This is a genomic window from Zooshikella ganghwensis (assembly GCF_018263875.1).
Taxonomy (GTDB): domain Bacteria; phylum Pseudomonadota; class Gammaproteobacteria; order Pseudomonadales; family Zooshikellaceae; genus Zooshikella; species Zooshikella ganghwensis.
Genome location: NZ_JAEVHG010000002.1, coordinates 150,653 through 170,815 on the forward strand (window position 1 = coordinate 150,653; position 20,163 = coordinate 170,815).

At 41.6% G+C, this 20,163-nt stretch carries 21 protein-coding genes; 9 read left to right on the forward strand and 12 right to left on the reverse strand.

What is annotated here, in order from left to right; translation table 11 throughout:
* Window positions 1–84: 84 nt before the first annotated feature.
* The gene (gene xerD, locus KHS79_RS04560; protein ID WP_233468227.1) at window positions 85–1,062 is read right to left on the reverse strand and encodes a site-specific tyrosine recombinase XerD; all 978 of its coding nucleotides are present in this window, start codon (window positions 1,060–1,062) and stop codon (window positions 85–87) included.
* Between the two features lie 214 nt (window positions 1,063–1,276).
* On the opposite strand from xerD, the gene KHS79_RS04565 reads away from it, so the two are divergent.
* The gene (locus KHS79_RS04565) at window positions 1,277–2,878 is read left to right on the forward strand and encodes a CHAD domain-containing protein (protein ID WP_212717083.1); all 1,602 of its coding nucleotides are present in this window, start codon (window positions 1,277–1,279) and stop codon (window positions 2,876–2,878) included.
* Window positions 2,850–3,617 carry a ParA family protein gene (locus KHS79_RS04570; RefSeq protein WP_027706981.1) on the forward strand — a complete coding sequence of 256 codons (768 nt, stop codon included), beginning with the start codon at window positions 2,850–2,852 and terminating at the stop codon, window positions 3,615–3,617. Before KHS79_RS04565 ends, KHS79_RS04570 begins: the two co-directional genes overlap by 29 nt.
* Window positions 3,618–3,718: 101 nt before the next feature.
* Here the strand turns inward: KHS79_RS04570 and rplS are convergent, their stop codons facing one another.
* The 5 genes from rplS to ffh all read right to left on the reverse strand — a co-directional run bounded on the left by rplS (window position 3,719) and on the right by ffh (window position 7,385).
* A complete protein-coding gene (rplS, locus tag KHS79_RS04575) occupies window positions 3,719–4,075 on the reverse strand; it encodes a 50S ribosomal protein L19 (protein WP_027706982.1) in 357 nt (118 codons plus the stop codon).
* Window positions 4,076–4,110: 35 nt separating this feature from the next.
* Window positions 4,111–4,869, reverse strand: coding sequence for a tRNA (guanosine(37)-N1)-methyltransferase TrmD (trmD, locus tag KHS79_RS04580; protein ID WP_094788120.1), 759 nt, complete (start codon window positions 4,867–4,869; stop codon window positions 4,111–4,113).
* A gap of 2 nt (window positions 4,870–4,871) precedes the next feature.
* On the reverse strand, window positions 4,872–5,426 hold the full coding sequence (gene rimM, locus KHS79_RS04585; RefSeq protein WP_212717085.1) for a ribosome maturation factor RimM: 555 nt from the start codon (window positions 5,424–5,426) through the stop codon (window positions 4,872–4,874).
* A gap of 35 nt (window positions 5,427–5,461) precedes the next feature.
* Entirely contained in the window at window positions 5,462–5,707 is a 246-nt protein-coding gene (rpsP, locus tag KHS79_RS04590) for a 30S ribosomal protein S16 (protein WP_027706985.1), read from the reverse strand.
* Window positions 5,708–5,990: 283 nt separating this feature from the next.
* On the reverse strand, window positions 5,991–7,385 hold the full coding sequence (ffh, locus tag KHS79_RS04595; RefSeq protein ID WP_027706986.1) for a signal recognition particle protein: 1,395 nt from the start codon (window positions 7,383–7,385) through the stop codon (window positions 5,991–5,993).
* Between the two features lie 333 nt (window positions 7,386–7,718).
* Here ffh and KHS79_RS04600 point away from each other — a divergent pair, with 333 nt between their 5' ends.
* Together KHS79_RS04600 and KHS79_RS04605 are read left to right on the forward strand one after the other, a co-directional pair.
* Window positions 7,719–8,516 carry a cytochrome C assembly family protein gene (locus KHS79_RS04600; protein ID WP_027706987.1) on the forward strand — a complete coding sequence of 266 codons (798 nt, stop codon included), beginning with the start codon at window positions 7,719–7,721 and terminating at the stop codon, window positions 8,514–8,516.
* Window positions 8,517–8,587: 71 nt separating this feature from the next.
* On the forward strand, window positions 8,588–9,850 hold the full coding sequence (locus tag KHS79_RS04605) for an HlyC/CorC family transporter (RefSeq protein ID WP_212717087.1): 1,263 nt from the start codon (window positions 8,588–8,590) through the stop codon (window positions 9,848–9,850).
* 88 nt (window positions 9,851–9,938) lie between these two features.
* On the opposite strand, the gene KHS79_RS04610 is transcribed toward KHS79_RS04605, so the two are convergent.
* Window positions 9,939–10,553, reverse strand: coding sequence for an NUDIX hydrolase (locus tag KHS79_RS04610; protein ID WP_212717089.1), 615 nt, complete (start codon window positions 10,551–10,553; stop codon window positions 9,939–9,941).
* 457 nt (window positions 10,554–11,010) lie between these two features.
* On the opposite strand from KHS79_RS04610, the gene KHS79_RS04615 reads away from it, so the two are divergent.
* Together KHS79_RS04615 and KHS79_RS04620 are read left to right on the forward strand one after the other, a co-directional pair.
* The gene (locus KHS79_RS04615) at window positions 11,011–11,373 is read left to right on the forward strand and encodes a DUF3135 domain-containing protein (protein ID WP_094788124.1); all 363 of its coding nucleotides are present in this window, start codon (window positions 11,011–11,013) and stop codon (window positions 11,371–11,373) included.
* 85 nt (window positions 11,374–11,458) lie between these two features.
* On the forward strand, window positions 11,459–12,013 hold the full coding sequence (locus tag KHS79_RS04620; protein ID WP_212717091.1) for an NUDIX hydrolase: 555 nt from the start codon (window positions 11,459–11,461) through the stop codon (window positions 12,011–12,013).
* A 4-nt stretch (window positions 12,014–12,017) separates the two neighbouring features.
* On the opposite strand, the gene KHS79_RS04625 is transcribed toward KHS79_RS04620, so the two are convergent.
* The 3 genes from KHS79_RS04625 to KHS79_RS04635 all read right to left on the reverse strand — a co-directional run bounded on the left by KHS79_RS04625 (window position 12,018) and on the right by KHS79_RS04635 (window position 15,052).
* Window positions 12,018–12,341: a Nif3-like dinuclear metal center hexameric protein gene (locus tag KHS79_RS04625; RefSeq protein WP_212717093.1), complete on the reverse strand. Its 324-nt coding sequence runs from the start codon at window positions 12,339–12,341 to the stop codon at window positions 12,018–12,020.
* 128 nt (window positions 12,342–12,469) lie between these two features.
* A complete protein-coding gene (locus KHS79_RS04630) occupies window positions 12,470–13,579 on the reverse strand; it encodes an HD domain-containing phosphohydrolase (RefSeq protein ID WP_027706992.1) in 1,110 nt (369 codons plus the stop codon).
* 366 nt (window positions 13,580–13,945) lie between these two features.
* On the reverse strand, window positions 13,946–15,052 hold the full coding sequence (locus tag KHS79_RS04635) for a PQQ-dependent sugar dehydrogenase (protein ID WP_212717096.1): 1,107 nt from the start codon (window positions 15,050–15,052) through the stop codon (window positions 13,946–13,948).
* Between the two features lie 113 nt (window positions 15,053–15,165).
* Between KHS79_RS04635 and KHS79_RS04640 the strand changes: the two genes are divergently transcribed.
* Window positions 15,166–16,002: an SDR family oxidoreductase gene (locus KHS79_RS04640; RefSeq protein ID WP_212717098.1), complete on the forward strand. Its 837-nt coding sequence runs from the start codon at window positions 15,166–15,168 to the stop codon at window positions 16,000–16,002.
* A gap of 123 nt (window positions 16,003–16,125) precedes the next feature.
* On the opposite strand, the gene KHS79_RS04645 is transcribed toward KHS79_RS04640, so the two are convergent.
* Window positions 16,126–16,740 carry a tRNA-uridine aminocarboxypropyltransferase gene (locus KHS79_RS04645; protein WP_084611089.1) on the reverse strand — a complete coding sequence of 205 codons (615 nt, stop codon included), beginning with the start codon at window positions 16,738–16,740 and terminating at the stop codon, window positions 16,126–16,128.
* A gap of 51 nt (window positions 16,741–16,791) precedes the next feature.
* Window positions 16,792–17,550, reverse strand: coding sequence for a substrate-binding periplasmic protein (locus KHS79_RS04650; protein ID WP_212717100.1), 759 nt, complete (start codon window positions 17,548–17,550; stop codon window positions 16,792–16,794).
* Between the two features lie 126 nt (window positions 17,551–17,676).
* Here KHS79_RS04650 and KHS79_RS04655 point away from each other — a divergent pair, with 126 nt between their 5' ends.
* Window positions 17,677–19,362, forward strand: coding sequence for a sensor histidine kinase (locus tag KHS79_RS04655; protein ID WP_212717102.1), 1,686 nt, complete (start codon window positions 17,677–17,679; stop codon window positions 19,360–19,362).
* Window positions 19,355–20,071 carry a two-component system response regulator BtsR gene (gene btsR / locus KHS79_RS04660; protein WP_027706998.1) on the forward strand — a complete coding sequence of 239 codons (717 nt, stop codon included), beginning with the start codon at window positions 19,355–19,357 and terminating at the stop codon, window positions 20,069–20,071. The genes KHS79_RS04655 and btsR overlap by 8 nt, the downstream gene beginning before the upstream one ends.
* Window positions 20,072–20,163 lie beyond the last annotated feature (92 nt).

Here is a 20,163-nt window from a genome sequence, read left to right on the forward strand (position 1 = left end):
GTTCCCCATATGATTTACTTGTGTTTATTTCATACTGAGAGAGGGAAATTCCTCATTTGGTTCCCTCCGTAGACCTGCAGTATATCACCCTCTTGGATGATATGCTTGATGTAGCTTTTGCAATCGTAATTTAGCGACATGGGTATAAATTTGCGTTGTAGATAAATCACTATGACCTAGCAGCATCTGAACAGCCCGCAAGTCAGCCCCATGATTTAACAGGTGCGTAGCAAACGCATGACGCAGTGTATGCGGTGATATGTCTCCTGCAATGTTAGCTTCGATGGCATATTTCTTTACCCTGTGCCAGAAGGTTTGTCGCGTCATCTGCTGCCCTCTAGCACTTGGGAAAACCGTGTTTACCTGTCCAACGACACAAAGTTGTTCACGAACTTCATTGAGATAGCGAGTCAACCAATAGTGTGCCTCCTCTCCCCACGGTATCAGTCGCTCTTTGCCTCCCTTGCCTAAAACCCGTACAGCACCCAGCGACATTAAGAGCATGGGAAGCTCCAGCATGACTAACTCAGAGACTCGAAGTCCAGAGGCATACAGTAGCTCAAGCATCACCTTATCGCGAAAACCAATAGGCTCGCTTAAATCAGGTGCTTGCAATAATGCTTCAACCTCTTCTTCACTCAATACCCCTGGCAACTTCCTACCCAGCTTAGGCATTTTTAAGGCTTGAACAGGATCATCCTGGATTCGCCCATTAAGTATCATAAATTTAAAAAAAGCTCTTAATGAAGATAACAACCGAGCAGAAGAGCGAGCACTCATACCCTCTGCCGCCCGTAACGCCAGATAGTCCTGAATGAACACACGACTTACCGTTGTAAGCGACTGACTTTGCTGTTCGAGCCAGGCAGCAAAATGTGTAAGATCACTTTGGTAAGCTGCCCGACTGTTATCAGCTAACCCCCGCTCCAACCATAAAAACTGAATAAACTCGTTAATGAGCACTTGATGAGTAGCGTGGATGGATTTCATCAAACTGACCTGCAATAAAAAAAGTTTACCCTCTATTTTCTCAAGAAATGCAGTAAGAAAATAAGTCGACATGTAAAACATATACCCAGCGCTTCTACCACCTGGTTGAGTTTACAAAAAAATGAACAACGCTTATCATGTCGTCTATTAGCATTTGTTGACAAGAAAAAACCTAACATTTGAGGAAAATTGGAAGCACCTCAAGTCAAAAGCTAAAGCTATTACTTATAAACAATAAGGTATAAACCTTTATACCTGTGCTCACATCATTGGAGCTCAAAATATCATGGAGCGACAACTTTTACGTTATCACCTGCCAAAACGATTCTCAGCCAATAAACTTCAGCAGTTACTCAGCGCTAAGTATCAGATTTATCAGCATGTATTACCATCCCAGACTCTGATTTTTTATGATACCTTTGAGTGGCTTCTTTGGAAAAAAGGCTTAATTTGCTGGTATTTTCAGAATCAGCTGAGTTTACAATGGTTAGATTACTTTACATCACCTTACGACCTATACGCACTTGATAGCCTTGAGCTAACTTCCCCGCCCAATATACTTCACTTGCCACCCTCCACTTTTGCTCACAAAGTACAAAAAATCATTAAAGCACGAGCACTCACACCCACAGCAGAGGTTCTATTTACTTCGACACTTTTTGATTGTAAAGATAGCGAAGAAAAAACAAGGGTTAGGCTCCAGCTTGATATACTTCAACCACCATCACAAGCAAAACCTAAAGTAAAGTCTTTAATCGTACAGCCATTAAAAGGCTATACAGCAGATGCCAACTTTTGCCAACAACTACTAACACAAAACCAGTGCAATAAAACAAGTCAAACTTTGCTTGATGAAATGGAAGCTGAGGGACTTATTCTTCCTAGTAGCTATTCCATTAAACCCTCGTTTAATCTCACACCAGAACTTTCTGTACATGATGTTATTGCAAAAGTTACTTCCCAGTTACTTACTCTTGCTCGACTAAATGAAGCAGGTATTGTTGATGATATAGATATCGAATTTTTACATGACTATCGGGTTGCTATTCGAAAAATTCGTTCGCTCATTACTTTATTAAAACATGCATTCACTGCCGAAAAATTTAACGAACTAAAAACATCTTTTGGAGAATTAGGTAAACAAACCAATATGCTCCGAGATCTAGATGTCTATCTCAACCATCAAGCTGACTTTGCTCAACTTTTGCCTGACAGTTTGCAAACGGGTCTTCATGTTCTATTTACTGACTTTCAACAAGCACGTGCTCAAGAGCACAATAAAATTAAAAAGCACCTTAAAAGTCGTAATTATCTCAGGCAAATCAAACATCTTGAAACACAGTTTCAATCTTCAACGTCTTTATGCCATGGTCCCCTGGCAAATGAACCTATTCTAAAGGCCGCAAAAGACCGTATTTATCGCCAGTACCATGTTATCCGAAAAAAAAGCAGACGTATAACACCAGAGACGCCAGATGAACATATTCATGACATACGAATAGCCTGTAAAAAATTGCGGTACCTGCTAGAGTTTTTTGCTGACTTGTTTCCAACCAATGAAATCACAAAACTTGTAAGTGCTTTAAAAAAATTACAAGATCACCTAGGTCTCTTCAACGATTTATGTGTTCAACAAGAATTTCTTCAGGAGTATTATCATAAAGAGCTTAAAAAAGCTCGCCACCCCGCAGAAGAAAATTATCAGCTCTGCTTGTCAGTAGGTGGAGTAATCGCAGCACTTTATCAAAAACAATTACAAGTTAGGAAGAAAGTAACAGACCATCTTTCACTATTTATTGACAAGGACGTTAGGCAGCAAATCAGCCACCTTTTTAGTACCGCTGAAGGAGAAATAAAACATGAAAATACTTGCGAGTTACAGCATTAAAGGTGGCGTAGGTAAAACGGCTACATCCGTTAACCTGGCTCATTTAGCAGCGACTCAAGGTTATAGAACTTTATTATTTGATTTAGACCCTCAAGGTGCTTCCTCATTTTATTTTAGAGTACGCCCATCAGAAAAGTGCAAGTCTAAGTTTTTCTTCAGCAAAGAAAAAAAACTGCAAAAAAATATCAAGGCATCTGATTTCCCTTACTTAGATATTTTACCTGCAAAGCTATCGTTTCGTAACTTTGACATCATGTTAAATTACATGAAAAAATCAACTACTCGCTTACATAAGACTCTTTTAACACTAAAAAAAGAGTATGATCTTATCCTAATTGATTGCCCACCAAGCATTAGCTTACTGTCTGAAAATGTATTTAATGCTGCTGATAAAATTCTTATTCCGTTAATACCTACTACCCTATCTGAACGAACACTTCAACAACTGACAACCTTTTTCACAACGCATGGTTATCGCAACAAAAAGCTTATACCATTCTTCTCAATGGTTCAGACCCAGAAAAAATTACATAAAGATGCAATGACCAGATTGCGCAAGCAATATCCACGCTTATTGGAAACCAGTATTCCTTTTTCAGCGGATATAGAAAAAATGGGAATTCATCGTGAACCAGTTACTGCCTTTGCAAAAGACACAGCTGGTGCGCAAGCCTTTAAAACATTATGGGAAGAAGTTGAAAGTGAACTGGCGTGTTCGAAACAGAAGAAGAGAGCTTAACAGATCGTGACGGCAAAACAGTATCCATTGATAAAAAACCACCATAGCAAAAAGCAGCCTTTAGGGCTGCTTTTTGTTGGTAAGTTGCACTAAGTGGAGGCTTAGGACAGCTTTTCCTTGATACGTGCAGCTTTACCAGAGCGCTGACGCAGGTAGTACAGCTTCGCTTTACGTACATCACCACGGCGCTTAACAGACACACTATCAATGATAGGGCTGTAGGTCTGAAAAACACGCTCAACACCAACGCCATTAGAAATTTTACGTACCGTAAAAGAAGAGTTTAAGCCACGGTTACGCTTAGCGATAACCACACCTTCAAACGCCTGCAGACGCTCACGGCTACCCTCTTTTACTTTAACCTGAACAACAACAGTGTCACCTTGCCCAAATGCAGGGACCTCTTTGTTCATTTGTTCAGCTTCAATCTGCTGAATAATTTTATTCTTGCTCATGATCTACTCCTAGATACAAACTTCCAACCCATTACTTGTTAATTGGATGCTTGTGGCTGTCTAGCATATTCGGTAAGAAAGTCATCCAATAACTGTTGTTCTTCTACAGTTAATGTCCGCGCTTTCAACAACTCTGGTCGTCGCAACCACGTACGCCCCAGAGCTTGTTTTAACCGCCACCGCTTAATTTCCTGATGATTACCACTTAATAGCACATCAGGTACGCTTAAACCGGCAATCTCTTCCGGACGCGTATAATGTGGACAGTCCAACAAACCATTGCTGAATGAGTCTTCAAGGGCGGAATCCTTGTGACCTAGGGTGCCCGGTACAAAGCGTGAAATGGTATCAATTAAGACCATAGCAGCTAATTCGCCACCACTCATCACATAATCACCAATCGACCATTCTTCATCGACCTCAGTGGTAATTATGCGCTCATCAATACCTTCATAGCGCCCAGCAACTAAAATCAGTCTTTGACTATCCGCCAAATAGCGAACGCCATCTTGATCCAACTTTCGCCCTTGAGGCGAAAGATAAACGACTTTAGCGCCAGGTCCTGCAGCATTTTTTGCCGCATGGATAGCATCACGCAGAGGTTGAACTTTCATCAACATGCCGGGACCACCGCCATATGGTCGGTCATCCACAGTTTGATGTTTATCATGGGTAAAATCTCTGGGGTTCCAGAAGCTAACTTCTATCCCACCATTTTTTACCGCTCTTCCCGTAACGCCATGTGCTGTAACAGCAGAAAACATTTCAGGGAAAAGGCTAACAACACCAAACCACACCTTTAAAACTCCGGATCCCAATCGATCCGCATTACACCTTGTGTGAGGTCGACACCACACACAACCTGCTTTTCCAAATATGGAATCAAGCGTTCACGCTGATCAACACTGCCTTCGCAAGGCTTAACAACAAGTACATCGTTAGAGCCTGTACTCAACAAATGATCAACTTTACCTAATAACAGAGGCTTAACACCGTCCTCACTGATGTCAGTGACTACACGCAAGCCTTCGAGCTGATGCCAGTAATACTCACCTTCACCAAGCTCAGGTAAAACTGTCTTAGGTACCAGGATTTCTGCACCACAATATTGGTGCGCCTGCTCCCGGTCATCACAGCCTACAAAGTGGGCAATTAGGCCTTTGCCTTGTCGCTGGCCACGGTCAACATGAACAGATAACTGCTGACCTTTGAGCTTCAGTGTCCATTCCGGGTAATTCAAAATATTGGTGATAGGATCAGTGTGAGAATAGATCTTTAACCAACCTTTGACACCAAATACTGAGGTCACTTTACCAATTACGATAAAAGATGACGATACACTGGACTGACTCACTAACAACTCCGCCTACACCTCACTTAATGGCCAGATTACGCCTTTGCAGCCTCTTTCAGCAATTGAGCTACACGGTCAGAAGTTTGTGCACCTTGGCTTAACCAGTAACTAGCACGTTCCTGATCAACCCTTAGACGCTCAGCTTGACCACGAGCAATTGGGTTAAAAATACCAATACGTTCAATAAACCGACCTTCACGAGACTTGCGAGAGTCAGTCACTGTTAAATGGTAAAAAGGGCGCTTCTTAGAACCGCCACGGGCTAAACGAATCGTTACCATTGGACTTCGCTTCCTAAATCAATGGCGTAGAACACCACTGGTTGATTCAACAATCCAGATCGAGCACAGTGCCCGAAAGGGCGCATATTCTACGGAATATCAAGAGGGATGGGAAGAGCTATTCTACTAATTTCTTCCAATCCCATTCACTGCTGACTAAACAACAGACTTTTTCATCAACTAAACCAGAGGTATAGAATCAGAAACTTTTTATGGTAAGCCACTAAAGCATTAGGTTAGACCATTTGAATGCGCATAATTAATGCCGCGACTTACCTAATACTTACATGCCAGGGAATCGACCACCACCTGGAGGCATTCCTCCTCCCATGCCACCCTTCATTGCAGAGAGGCCACGCATAAGCTTTGTCATACCACCCTTCCCTGAGACTTTTTTCATCATTTTTTGCATTTGCTTATGCTGCTTTAGCAGTCGGTTAACATCTTGGATCTGCGTTCCAGAACCTGATGCAATACGGCGCTTTCGGGACCCATTGATAACATCAGGGTTTCTGCGCTCTGCAGGCGTCATTGAGTTTATGATCGCCTCCATTTGAATCAGGGGTTTTTCATTAATATTTTGGTTAGCGAGCTGTGGCATTTGCCCCATACCTGGCAGCTTGTCCAGCATATTGGTAATGCCACCCATGTTTTTCATCTGCAGGAGCTGATCACGAAAGTCTTCCAGGTCAAACCCTTTACCTTTCTTAAGTTTTTTCGCTAAACGATCTGCTTTTTGCTTATCAAGCTTTTGCTCGGCTTCTTCAATAAGCGAAAGAACATCACCCATACCCAGAATTCGAGAAGCAACCCGATCTGGATGGAAAGGTTCCAGTGCTTCAGTTTTTTCACCAACGCCCAAAAACTTAATTGGCTTACCAGTAATGTGTCGAACTGATAGAGCTGCACCACCTCGGGCATCACCATCAGCCTTAGTTAAAACAACGCCTGTTAGTGGTAATGCATCATTAAATGCTTTTGCGGTGTTTGCTGCATCTTGCCCTGTCATGGCATCGACAACAAACAACGTTTCAACAGGGTTAATGGCCGAGTGCAGCTCGCGAATCTCGTCCATCATGCTTTCATCAATGTGCAGACGACCTGCGGTGTCAACAATCACCACATCAAACTGCTTTTGCTTGGCAAACTGTATAGCCCCTTCTGCGATTGCAACCGGCTTTTGATCTGAACTTGAAGGATAGAATTCAACAGTAACCTGCTCAGCAAGTGTTTCTAGCTGTTTTATCGCAGCGGGTCGGTAAATGTCAGCACTGGTGACTAGCACCTTTTTCTTTTTACGCTCTCTTAGGTGCTTGGCGAGTTTAGCAACCGTAGTGGTCTTACCTGCACCTTGCAGGCCCGCCATAAGTACTACCGCCGGGGGCTGCACCGACAGGTTTAACTCATCACAGGCTGAACCCATAATCTCAACAAGCTCAGACTGCACAATCTTGACAAACATCTGTCCAGGACTGAGGCTTTTCTGCACCTCTTGCCCAACCGCCCGTTGCTTAATTTTTTCAACAAAATCCTTAACAACAGGCAAAGCAACATCAGCTTCAAGCAAAGCCATGCGGACTTCACGCAGGGTCTCTTTAATGTTGTCTTCTGTTAACTTGGCTTTGCCAGTAACATTCCTTAGTGTCTGTGATAAGCGGTCGGTCAGATTTTCAAACATGAAGGCTACCTTAAACGATAATCCTCCCTGCCATGTCACAGACAAATCAGCGTGATATGTAACAATAGTGACTCTAGAGGGAGATTTTGAATGCTTTCTGCTGAATATAGGCTTAAGTTTAAGCGATTATACCGTATTATCTGTAGCGGCTGTCCAGTTTCACGACTATTTCATTTATCAATATTACTCAGTTAAGTCACTAAACAATACTTTCATCTGCTGTCTCAACATAATATGCTGGACGTCAAGCTTATGAAATGCACAGATCTTTTACCTTTAACCTTAGTACCATAAGCTGTTCAAATAGAATAAACCACGTTAGCACAGGATTTTATGAACATCATTTTGCCAAGCCTTATTGCAGTATTGCTCTATGCGGCAGGATCTGTCTACCAGGGACGGGCCCTTGTTCAGGGCCACACTATTCATAAGCCACTTATTCAAGGCATTGCATTAAGTGCATCTATACTGCAAATGTTGAGTATTTACTTTGTACTTCACACTCAGCAGGGTATTGATCTTAGCTATGTAAACGTTGGCTCATTGATATCATGGTTAATCATTAATGTTGTACTACTAAGCAGTTTGCGCAAACCCGTTGAAAACTTATTTGTCATTTTATTTCCGATTGCCGCAACGACTATTTTGCTATCAGCCTTTCATCTTTCACCTACAGATATAAAAACCAACTTGTCAGCAGGCATGATCTTACATGTGCTATTTTCAGTTTTAGCATACAGTATTTTAACCATTGCATTTTGCCAGGCGCTGCTCTTGGCCTATCAGGACTACCGACTTAAACATCGACACCCTACGGGAATCATTAGGCTATTCCCACCACTACAAACGATGGAAAGCCTGTTGTTTGAGTTTCTCTGGGCAGGGCTACTGCTACTAAGCTGCTCACTTTTTAGTGGTTTCATTACACTAGACGACAGTTTTGTTCAGTCCCATAAGGCAAGTCTTTCTATTATCGCCTGGTTAGTGTTTGCTATTTTGCTGTGGGGACGGCATGCCCTCGGATGGCGAGGTATTACTGCTATACGCTGGACTATTTGTGGCTTTACCCTACTTGTACTCGCTTACTTTGGTAGCAAGCTCCTACTGGACCTAATCAAACAAGCTGGATAAACTTCACCACAATCGTCGGCTATTTTGGCGACAGATAAAGCACGTTTTGTATTACATGAGGTTATTTTTTCTTGGACGACGTACCCCTTAGTTTTTTACTGGGCTGTTTGGTTATTCTTATTCTACTGTCTGCGTTTTTCTCCAGCTCTGAAACGGGCATGATGGCACTTAATCGTTATCGACTCAGACACTTGGTTAAACAAAAAAATCGCTCCGCTATGCGTGCACAAGCACTCTTAGAACGACCCGATCGTTTAATCGGTGTGATTCTGATTGGCAATAACTTTGTTAACATTCTTGCTTCAGCAATTGCAACGGTGATTGCCATTCAACTTTGGGGAGAGGCAGGTATTGCCATTGCCACGGCTATTTTGACCCTGGTTATTCTGATTTTTGCAGAGGTCACCCCCAAGACACTTGCCGCACTTAGTCCAGAGCGAATTGCATTTCCTGCATCATGGATTCTCAAACCATTACTATGGTTGCTCTATCCTGCTGTATGGCTGATCAATGGTATTAGTAACGGGCTACTACGTTTATTTGGTGTGGATACTTCAGATATTCCTGAAGATCATCTAACAACCGAAGAACTTCGAACAATTGTTCATGAGTCAGCAGGAAGACTTCCACGGCGCCGTAAAGGTATGTTACTTGGGATTTTAGACCTGGAAAAAGTCACCGTTAATGACATCATGATTCCACGCCAGGATATTATTGGAATTGATCTAAGTGATGACCTTGCAGCCGTCCTGCAGCAACTTCGATCCAGTCAGCATACCCGTATGCCAGTCTACAAAGGGGACATTAATAATGTCGTAGGCATGCTACATATGCGTGATGCGTTACGTGTCTTGAGTCTTGCTGAACCCAGCAAAGATGCGCTACTACAAGAGTCGACTGAAGTATTATTTATTCCAGAAAATACCCCATTACATACACAGCTGTTTAATTTTCAGCAGGATAAAGAGCGGATTGGCCTGGTTGTTGACGAGTATGGTGACGTACAGGGGCTAGCCACCTTAGAGGATATACTAGAGGAAATTGTAGGAGAATTTACCACAGGCTTACCAGACAGCGACCTCGACATTAATCCTCAGGGCGATGGCTCATACATTGTAGGAGGTCTAACCAGTATTCGAGATATAAATCGGACACTAGGTTGGAAGATGCCCAGCGAAGGCCCAAAAACACTTAACGGTCTTATCCTTGAGTTCTTAGAAGCAATTCCTGAGGCCAATGTGTGCCTTAAGATTGATACCTATAAAATCGAAATTCTACAAATTAAGGACAATATTATAAAGCGTGCACGCTTGATTAAAGGAAAAAGCCACTAGGGCCTGTTAACACTGTTGCAAGCAGCTACGAATAAAGTGCTCACGCCTTTGTTGAGAAACACTGTGAGACGTGAGCCATAACGATTATTCAATGGTTAACACTAAAACGCTTATAGTGGGGCAGGTTTAAATCAATATTAGTTTCAAACACAGTATTCAATAAGTCCGCCAACACAATGGCAGTTAAGCCCCAAATTTTAAATTGTTGATACTGATAGCTAGGCAATACAAAGTCATGCCCCCCATAGTTAAGTCGATCCCAGCCTAGGTTTTGTGACTTTAGAAAAAATGCTAAAGGTACCCGAAAGCAGCACTCTAGTTCATCAGGACAAGGTATTAAGTTCGTCTTTGAGGGAATCAAACCCACGAAAGGTGTCACAGAAATACCAAAGCGAGATACAACAGAACGAAGCTGGCCAAGATACTCAACGGATTCTGGAATAATTCGAACTTCCTCATGACTTTCACGAAGTGCCGTTTGCCATAAATTTTTATCTTGTGGTTCTCGTTTCCCCCCTGGAAATGCTACCTCGCCACTATGAGAAGACAAATGATGTGCACGTTGAATTAAAATAATCTCAGGTGATACAGAGCTATTCGTTATCGCAATAAGGACACTCGCTTGGGGTAAGCTTATTTGGTTAGTTGGGGGTCGATAGTCTGCAAGTTGATGCTTAATCTGCCAAAGCATATCTGTCATCATGATTGTTAGTCCAGTTTACACCCTTTTTGGATGTCCTGAGGCTTATAAGTTTTTTTATACTCAACGTTAACTTTGTTGATTTTATACGTTTATGCATACCAGCACTTACTATAAAGCCTTATTAATTTTTATGTTTTTATAGTGTTTAGCTATTTCACTGTCGCACTTATTAACAACTCAAACACATGTTCATTTTTAGCCAAACACATCACATTTCCTGCAAAAGCCACCCTCCTTTTATTATTTTCTAAGCAACTGATTTCCAGAGCTTTTTATAATACAAAGTCATTTTAACACTTCAAAAAATAGAACTGGCACACATATTGAGTGAGAATTAAGCAATATCATGTTGGTTTCGCCGTCAGTAGTATAAATATTAACCAACACGGATTATCTGACGGACTAGGGCAAAACCTAGGGATAGATAACAGTTTTATTGGATGTTTCAGGTGACCACATGAAAGTAAAACTTCCAGATTTTGACCACTTAATGAACTTAGCTCGAAATAAACCAGAAGATCTGGAAAAACTTAGAGATCAACTGATTGAGAATACTATCCAGTCTGCTCCCAAAAACTCTCAGCGCAGACTCAGAGGGATTCAATTCCAAGTCGATATGCAGATTCGAAAATCAAATAACCCTATGGCTGCCTGCATTGCAGTATCTGAACTCATGTACAAATCCCTGCAAGAGCTTCAGTTATCTCTCAACGATCCTGATTCAATTAATGACCGAATCAAAACTCCCACCCCCACTTGTACACCGGCAGATGTGATTTGCATGAGTGAGAAACGAAACTTGAAACAACTTAAAGTATAGCTCTAGACACCTGCCCTCCTCCCTCACTTTCAGTTTACACAATTAGCAGTTTATACTCATAGCCTCAACATCAGGAGTTGAGGCTATGAACTATTGCAGCCACTGTGGTGGTGAAATAACAACTGTTATTCCCGAAGGTGACAATCGACTGCGCTATGTCTGTACTCAGTGCAGCACAATACATTACCAAAATCCGAAAATTGTTGCTGGCTGCTTGCCTGTTTACCAAAATCAAATCTTACTATGTCAGCGTGCTATTCATCCTCGAGCAGGTTATTGGACACTCCCAGCGGGCTTTATGGAGCTTAATGAAACCACCCAGCAAGCTGCAGCGCGAGAAACCTGGGAAGAAGCCTGTGCAACTGTCGAAATAGACAAGTTATATACTTTATTTAACCTGCCACATATCAATCAGATTTATTTAATTTTTCTTGCGCAGCTACCCCAACCCATATTTTCACCCGGTGAAGAAAGCTTATCAGCAGAACTCTTCACAGAAGAAACTATACCCTGGGATAATTTAGCGTTTCCAACGATTACTAAAACACTGCAGTACTACTTTAGTGACTTGAAACAGCAACAGTTTACCTTTCGCACCATTGACATAGCCCCTCATGCCTCATATCAGCAGGTTAAGTAGTCAACTAACCTGTCAGTGCGATATCACTCAGCTGCCAGACATCAAATGCAGGCTCCTCATAAGGATGGCTTTCACGCAGTGCTGTAACAGCAGTATGAATATGTGCATCATCACACACCATCTCTACACGATACTCCTCTACTTGCTCAACCTTGCCTTGCTGACCAAGGTAAGGTGAACTCCCGTTAAGCGGACGAAATTGCCCAAGACCTTTTACCTGCCAACAGCAACTATCATAACAACCAATACGACCTGCTCCTGCAGCAAATAGTGCAGACTTAACTTGCTCTAAAGCTTCCTCGGGTACATAGACACAAAGCTTATACATAGTTGCTTTCCATCCTCACATTAAAAAAATGAATCACATCATGACCAGGCTTGCTAAATAACACACTAGACAGGAAAATAACAAAGAGGAAATTGTTTAACCAGAAGAGATTTATAACTTAAAAAAGCTTAGCGCTGAGCGACATAATGTCTTCTAACCACGAGGTTAAAAGCATCGACAACGGTAGGGTCAAATTTTGAATTGCTGTTACTGTTTATTTCTGTCACCGCACGTAATAATGTTTTACGAAAGCTCACATCACTATGCTGATGCAATACTTTCTGATAGCTGTCAATAACCGCTAAAATCATGCCACCGATATTAATATGATCTCCTTTTAATCCATGAGGAAAGCCTGTTCCATCAAAATGCTCATGATGATGCTCAATCATATCTGCAGCACCTTGCCAACCTGACATTCTTCGCACAAGTCCCGCCCCTATCCGGACATGATCTTGATACAAAAGCTGCTCTTCCGGTGTCAGTGTTGTATGCTTGTTCAACACTTGCCAAGGCACAAATGCCATACCAATATCGTGTAAATATACAGCGGCACTTAACTCTTCATGCGATACAACATCACCTAACTCTTTATTAATCTCTGCAGCCATTTTAAGCTGCTCATTAAAAGCAGTTCCCTGCTTAAATAAAAATAATCTGTCCAGTTTAACCGCCAACGAATGGAAAAAATCCAAGTCAGATGTTTTAGCATCTTCAACTTCTTCTGGTGGCTCAATCACACGTTGCTTTTTAGGCGCTAACTGAGACTCTTCTCCACCCACAAGTTGATCTAATAGCTGATTAACTATGTCAACACGACCACTATCATCAGCCTCTCTTACTTGTAAAATAAAGCTTTCTAAAGTATCTAATAACCCTTGATCCGCTTCACCGACTTGCAATAGTTGCGATATAAGCTCATCAATACGGCTAATGACTGCCAACATAAACTCACCATAGACAGGCTCATAGGCATATTTACCATCACGGATATCAGATACTATTTCCTCCAGTTTATGGCTTACATCCACCAAAGGGTCCAAAAACACCATTCGGCAGTTTCCCTTGAGGGAATGCATTGAGCGAAACAAATCATGAATATCTTCAGAACTAGGGTTTTGTTCTAAACGGTGACAGCACAATTCAATTTCTTCTTGTGCCTCCTGAAAACAGGTATGAAAGTCGGTCAGGATATCTTGATCTAGCTCGGTGAAAGTCTCACACGTAAACGTACTCATTGAATAGTCCTGCAACTTTAAGGGATTTTCCTATCATTCGACTATAGAGTTTAAATCTAGCAATGACTGAGTTATGTGCCAAATGCTAAAAATAACTATTAGTCATTAATGTCTGCATTTTTATTTCTATCTATTTACACCCTTCATGAATCATTTTTAGGTGTCAAAATAAAGTGGTATATACTCACAGCGAAGGGTTATTTAGGCGAGGCCACCGAGCGATGAAGCCCCAGGAGTTTGGATAAACTAAATGACTGGGGTGGCAGTTAAATGCTTCTGCATAAACTACATTCCCACCATCCTTGGTGGTCAAGAGTGATGGTAACAAAGCCTAAAAATCATTCGCGAAGAGTACATTCTCATTATTTATTGACGAGGTATTATTTTCAGGAGTTTTCCCTTTGACTCATCCGTTATAAGATAAATGGCTCCATCTCCTCCAACCTCAACATCACGAATACGAGCCGTCATAGCAAACCGCTGTTCTCGTTGAATTCGATTATTGAGTAAAGGTAAACGTACCAACAGTTTTGCTTTTAATGCCCCAACCAATAGTTGCCCTTGCCAATGCTTGAATAATTCTCCGTAATAAATAGTCATTCCTGATGGAGCAATAGAAGGAACCCAATACCACTCAGGAGAAATCATTCCCGGCAAAGAGGTAAACTTAGAAATTAATAAACCACTGTACTCACGGCCATATGTCACCATCGGCCAGCCATAGTTCTTTCCCGCTTTTAACCGATTGACTTCATCTCCTCCTAACGGTCCATGCTCATGCAACCACATAGTATTTGTTTTGATATCATAAACGAGTCCCTGTGGATTTCGGTGCCCATAGCTGAATATTTCGCTTCGTTTATCTGATGAATTACTAAATGGATTATCTGCAGCCGGTTTACCTTCATCCGTCAAGCGTAAGACCTTGCCAAAGTCATTCGTTAGATGTTGAGCTCTACTTCGCTCTCCTCGATCCCCTACCGTAACATAAAGCAGATGCTTAGCATCAAAAGCGAGCCGAGAACCAAAGTGATGCGTATTATCAGAAACCGCTTGAGCACTATAAATTGTTTCAAGCTGGGTTAATTGAGGAGGATTAACCGTAATTTTGGCTCGCGCTACAGCGGTGGTATAACCACTGGATAATGCTTGACTGTAAGAGAAATAAACCCAGTGGTTTTTGGGATAATTTGGATGCAGCACAATATCTAACAGCCCACCTTGCCCCCCATAAGCAATGGGAAGGTCAAGATTGAATTGAGCTTTTTTCTTACCTTGTTGATCCAGTAAAGCTATCTGTCCACGCTTAAGTGTTACCAATACATGACGTGTTTGATTAACCCAAGCCATTGCCCAGGGGTATTCTAGTTGATCATTAAGGGTAATGATGTGTAATCTATCGTCAGCGTAAAGGCCATTCCCTAATAATAAAAAGGTGAGTAATAAAGTGATAACTCTGAGTGATACCCACATAGTAATCACCACATAAATTAGTGAGTCAAACAACGTTTAGGAATACATATACCCACAAGGGCATACGTTCATTCAATATCAAAACAAATAATAAAGGACTATAAGGTAATAATATGACAAGCATGGAAAATAAAACGATTGTCATAACAGGTGCGAGTCGAGGCATTGGTCGTGCTATCGCGCTTAAATGCGCAGCTGCCGGTGCCAATATTGTTGTAACAGGAAAAACCAGCGAACCCCATAGTAAATTACCAGGCACTATTCATAGTGTAGCGGCAGAAGTAGAGGCTGCTGGTGGCAAGGCACTTGCCGTACAAATGGATGTCCGCGATGAACAACAAGTTCAGCAGATGGTGACGCAAACTGTAGAACGGTTTGACGCTATTGATGCTTTAATCAATAATGCAGGTGCCATTAAACTGCTCCCTGTTGAAACACTTCCTATTAAACGCTATGACCTAATGCAGCAAGTAAATAGTCGGGCATTATTTATTTGTGCTCAAGCAGTACTTCCCTACCTAAAAAAATCATCTAACCCACATATTTTGAGCCTTTCCCCCCCTATTAGTTTGCAGCCAAAGTGGCTGAAAAAATTTGCTCCCTACACACTCTCAAAATATGGTATGACTATTTTAGCGTTAGGAATGGCTGAAGAATTTAAAAAGTATCATATTGCTGTAAATACCTTATGGCCTAAAACTGTTATTGCAACAGCTGCCGTTGCTTTTGAAGTAGGCAGTGAAGAAACATTCCAGTACTGCCGTACAGCTGACATTATGGCCGATGCAGCGTTTAAAATATTAAGTCTTTCTCATGAAACACTTAATGGGCAAACCTTGGTCGATGAATCTTTTCTAAAAAGCCAGGGCATCAGCGATTTTGAACAGTACCGTTATGACCGTACAGCTAACAAAACACTCATGAACGACTTATTTATTGATGACGAGTAAGTAAATACTCTATCGCTGAAATAGACTTCAGGGCTATTTCAGCGTCGTTGAAAGAAGCTCAGTAGTCTAACTGGTTCAATTATTTCAAAAAAAGAATTACCTTGGATTAAAGCTTCCAAAATACTACTTTTGATAGTTATTTTGGTAAGTCTCATCACCCATTATTTGAATTTGCTGATCAATCATCGCATTAAATACGGTGAGGGGGCTTTCAAGAAGTGTTTGATCGTTGACTAACTCGCGCAATGCTACCACAACCGCTTCTACAGTAGAAAGGTAAGCATGATTGGGTACTTTTCTGATTCGATAAGTTGATGGTTCACATTGACTTAAAACGATAGAAGGCAAACTGTGTAACTGAGGATTCAAATACCAAATTTTTTTCGCTTTCCTCCATGTCCCATCTATAACAATCAGATTCCACGATTGAAGATCAGAGTCTTGTAAATAATTCAGCTGAAATGTGTTGACTGACACGGCATGATCACTTGGAAACAAGACCACACACGGCTGTTGGAGTATTTGCTCAAATTCTTGATGATTGCTAAAGCACTCTCCCACTATATGTATTGAGTTATCAATACATAAATCCAATATCTTTGCCGTGCCAATGGCTTTCTTTTGCTCAGAAGGATGCTGAAGTATCACAAGGTTCATAGGCGCTTGGGAACGAGTGATATATTTACACAAACAAACTGAAGCGGGCCGCTGACAGCGTATACATACTTTTCTAGGCATAAAAGGCGAATATCTTTGTCATAAAAACGTTAAGGACTATACTTCAGCACACTATGGTTGGATATACTGACGAATAATTTCATCATAACGACCACTCCTCTTTAGCGCCTCTAGCCCCTTATTGAATTCATCTCGTGCTGTTTTATTTTTAAATGCAACTCGGTAGTGACTTGGGGGAAAAATGTTATGGGTAGTAATAGGTTGTGACGTATCAACATACTTTTTTTCAGAGTTACGATAAAAACGGAAAATATTGGTATCCAGAACGATAGCTTCAACTCTTCCAGCAAATAGCATTCTAATTTGTGTTGACTGTCTAGCCTTTTCAGAATACTGGCCATTATTATTTGCCATGGCAGCAAACTCTGCGCCTAAATAAATCTTTGCATACTGGAAAGCCATGACTGACTTATCAGCCAGATCATTCACAGATTCTATTTGAAAATTATGCTTGGCTAAACTGATAACCGAGTTTTGGTAAGTGATATGGCTATCAGAAAAAAAGGCATTATTTAAACCTGCAGCTTCGTTGACGGTTAAGGCCGCATCAACCGTACCATCAGCCATATGTTCCACAACTCTGGCTAAGGGTAAGTAGACTGGATGAATAGTATATCCTTGTTTTTCTAGAATCTCTCTGACAACGTCTAACTCCATCCCTTTATCCCCTTCTTTGATCACATAAGGGGGTAATGCCAAGCCAACTGCCATAATGAGTGTTTCTGCAGGTAATGGGCGGGCAAAAGCGATCATTATATAAACCAACGCTAGCCAACACCAAACGCACAATGAACATTTATTAAAACTCATTATAATTCCTTCTGAGGCTTGCAGTTTGCACTATGAGTAAGCATTGCTAACTTACAATGATGAATGCTCAATAGCCTCTACGATAACCAGTCAACAGCATGAACACAGCCAAGTAGTGTGATAACTATGCAGTTAATTCTATCTTTACTGCAACAAATGAGTGTTTTTTTTGTGATTGCTTATTTGTTTAGCAAAACGCCCATTTTTAAACCATTAGTCAACATTTCGATCCAGTTTCCCCACAAAGTTGTAATTTATCTGGTTTTCTCCAGTTTTTGTATCATGGGTACCTATTTTGGCTTGGAAATTCACGATGCCATTGCGAATACCCGTGCCGTGGGTGCAGTTTTAGGTGGCTTACTGGGAGGCCCTCTGGTTGGTTTTTTTGTAGGCCTTACCGGAGGATTACACCGATATTCTCTTGGCGGTTTTACCGATCTAGCCTGTGCCATTTCAACCACCATTGAAGGACTGTTTGCCGGCCTTGTGCATTTTTATTTACTCAACAAACATCGAAAGATCGATACACTCTTTACGCCTTATATTGCCTTTCTTACCACCCTGGTAGCAGAAATAGCCCAGATGGCCGTTATCTTGATTGTCGCTAAACCTTTCTCCGAAGCCTGGAGTCTCGTCAAACTCATTGCACCTCCTATGATATTAGCCAACTCAGCTGGTGCAGCGTTGTTCATGAATATTATTCGTGACCAGAAAACCATGTATGAAAAGTTCAGCCAGGCCTTCTCCGCAAAAGCACTAAAAATAGCCGAACGCACAGTAGGTATTCTCGCAACAGGTTTTAATGAAGAAAACAGTGCACGTATCGCTCAAATTATTTACGAAGAAACCGGTGTCGGAGCAGTCGCTATAACCGACTGTGAAAAGATTTTAGCGTTTATCGGCCATGGCGATGATCATCACTTACCTGGCACCCCTATCTCATCAACCATGACCTTTAAGGCAATTCAGCATAATCAAGTCATTTTTGCTGATGGTGTAGAGGTTCCCTACCGTTGCTCAATTCAAGCTCAATGCGGGTTAGGCTCTGTTGTGGTGATCCCCTTGCAAGGTGATAATGAGCAAGTCATCGGGACCATTAAGCTTTACGAGCCTAAACATAAATTATTCGTCAATATTAATCGTACCTTAGGGGAAGGTATCGCTCGCCTGATGTCTAACCAAATCTTAAGTGGCTTACATGAGCAGCAAAAGCGCTTATTAATTCAAGCCGAGCTCAAACTCATTCAAGCTCAAATTAACCCACACTTTCTATTTAATGCACTTAATACCATCAGCGCGATTATTCGCAAGCAACCAGAAGAAGCCAGGGAACTACTGCTTCACCTCTCACGTTTTTTCCGAAAAAACCTAAAACGAGACTGTGAATCAGCCACATTAGAAGATGAAATTGACCACGTGCACTCCTATCTAAAAATTGAGCACGCCCGTTTTGCTGACCGCCTAACCGTAAAAATTGATATTCCAGAACAGTTAAATTCTATTCAAGTCCCCACATTCACTTTGCAACCCATTGTTGAAAATGCAATCAAGCATGGTATCGCGCATTGCCTTGAAGCTGGTGAAATAATCATTAGTGGCACTCGGCAAGACTCACTACTTGTCCTTAGCGTTGAAGATAATGCTGGTCTTTATGAAGATAAACCAAGAAGTGATGGACTCGGTATGGGTATTGTTGATAAACGCATCAAAGTACGTTACGGCAATCGCTATGGGCTTGAGGTACAATGCCAACCAAACCAATGGACACGAATAACAATAACATTACCCATTGAGGAGTCTGGTGATGATTAGCGCTTTACTGGTAGATGATGAACCTCTGGCTCGGGAAGCACTGGCAGACCTGCTTAGTAGCGACCCAGAAATCTCGATTATTGGCCAAGCCAGCAATGCCATCGAAGCCTTGCAAATGATTAATGGCTTGCACCCTGATGTCGTGTTTTTGGATATACAAATGCCTCGGGTCAGTGGCCTAGAACTAGTCAGTATGCTGAATATGGATGATGCTCCCTACATTGTGTTTGTCACTGCCTATGATGAGTATGCTATCCGTGCTTTTGAAGACAATGCCTTTGATTATCTATTAAAACCCGTTGAACCATCACGCCTACAAAAAACTTTAGCAAGACTCAAAAAAAATTATCAGCAACCACCTTCACTCAACCCCTTAGCCAGTGCCGACTTACAACTTATTCCATGTTATCTGCAAAACAGAATACGGCTAATTAAAATTGATGATGTGGAGTTTGCCTTTTCTGATTTGTCAGGAGTCCATGTAATGAGTGAAGAAGGTACAAGCCATACCCAGCTCACCTTAAAAACGCTGGAAAGCAAAACACCACTATTGCATTGCCACCGCCAATATCTCATCAATATCAATGCCATACGGGAAATTCAATTATTAGAGAATGGTCTGGCAGAAATCATTACTCAGCATGGCCATAAAGTACCCGTGAGTCGACGTTACTTAAAAATGCTTAAAGATCGATTTGGGCTGCAGTAGTTTTGATTATCCTGAACAAGTCGTAGGCCCTAGCTGAAATAGCTCACTTTAAGGTGTTCATGCCACAAACCTTAAGTTGAGCTATGCGCTTG

Coding starts and splice junctions, on each gene's coding strand:
- KHS79_RS04600 (WP_027706987.1), top strand. CDS start 7,719: ATGAACATCATTTTGCCAAGCCTTATTGCAGTATTGCTCTATGCGGCA.
- KHS79_RS04655 (WP_212717102.1), top strand. CDS start 17,677: ATGCAGTTAATTCTATCTTTACTGCAACAAATGAGTGTTTTTTTTGTG.
- KHS79_RS04640 (WP_212717098.1), top strand. CDS start 15,166: ATGACAAGCATGGAAAATAAAACGATTGTCATAACAGGTGCGAGTCGA.
- KHS79_RS04625 (WP_212717093.1), bottom strand. CDS start 12,341: ATGTATAAGCTTTGTGTCTATGTACCCGAGGAAGCTTTAGAGCAAGTT.
- KHS79_RS04650 (WP_212717100.1), bottom strand. CDS start 17,550: ATGAGTTTTAATAAATGTTCATTGTGCGTTTGGTGTTGGCTAGCGTTG.
- xerD (WP_233468227.1), bottom strand. CDS start 1,062: ATGTCGACTTATTTTCTTACTGCATTTCTTGAGAAAATAGAGGGTAAA.
- btsR (WP_027706998.1), top strand. CDS start 19,355: ATGATTAGCGCTTTACTGGTAGATGATGAACCTCTGGCTCGGGAAGCA.
- ffh (WP_027706986.1), bottom strand. CDS start 7,385: ATGTTTGAAAATCTGACCGACCGCTTATCACAGACACTAAGGAATGTT.
- KHS79_RS04565 (WP_212717083.1), top strand. CDS start 1,277: ATGGAGCGACAACTTTTACGTTATCACCTGCCAAAACGATTCTCAGCC.
- KHS79_RS04570 (WP_027706981.1), top strand. CDS start 2,850: ATGAAAATACTTGCGAGTTACAGCATTAAAGGTGGCGTAGGTAAAACG.
- KHS79_RS04610 (WP_212717089.1), bottom strand. CDS start 10,553: ATGATGACAGATATGCTTTGGCAGATTAAGCATCAACTTGCAGACTAT.
- KHS79_RS04635 (WP_212717096.1), bottom strand. CDS start 15,052: ATGTGGGTATCACTCAGAGTTATCACTTTATTACTCACCTTTTTATTA.
- KHS79_RS04620 (WP_212717091.1), top strand. CDS start 11,459: ATGAACTATTGCAGCCACTGTGGTGGTGAAATAACAACTGTTATTCCC.
- KHS79_RS04615 (WP_094788124.1), top strand. CDS start 11,011: ATGAAAGTAAAACTTCCAGATTTTGACCACTTAATGAACTTAGCTCGA.
- rpsP (WP_027706985.1), bottom strand. CDS start 5,707: ATGGTAACGATTCGTTTAGCCCGTGGCGGTTCTAAGAAGCGCCCTTTT.
- KHS79_RS04630 (WP_027706992.1), bottom strand. CDS start 13,579: ATGAGTACGTTTACGTGTGAGACTTTCACCGAGCTAGATCAAGATATC.
- KHS79_RS04645 (WP_084611089.1), bottom strand. CDS start 16,740: ATGCCTAGAAAAGTATGTATACGCTGTCAGCGGCCCGCTTCAGTTTGT.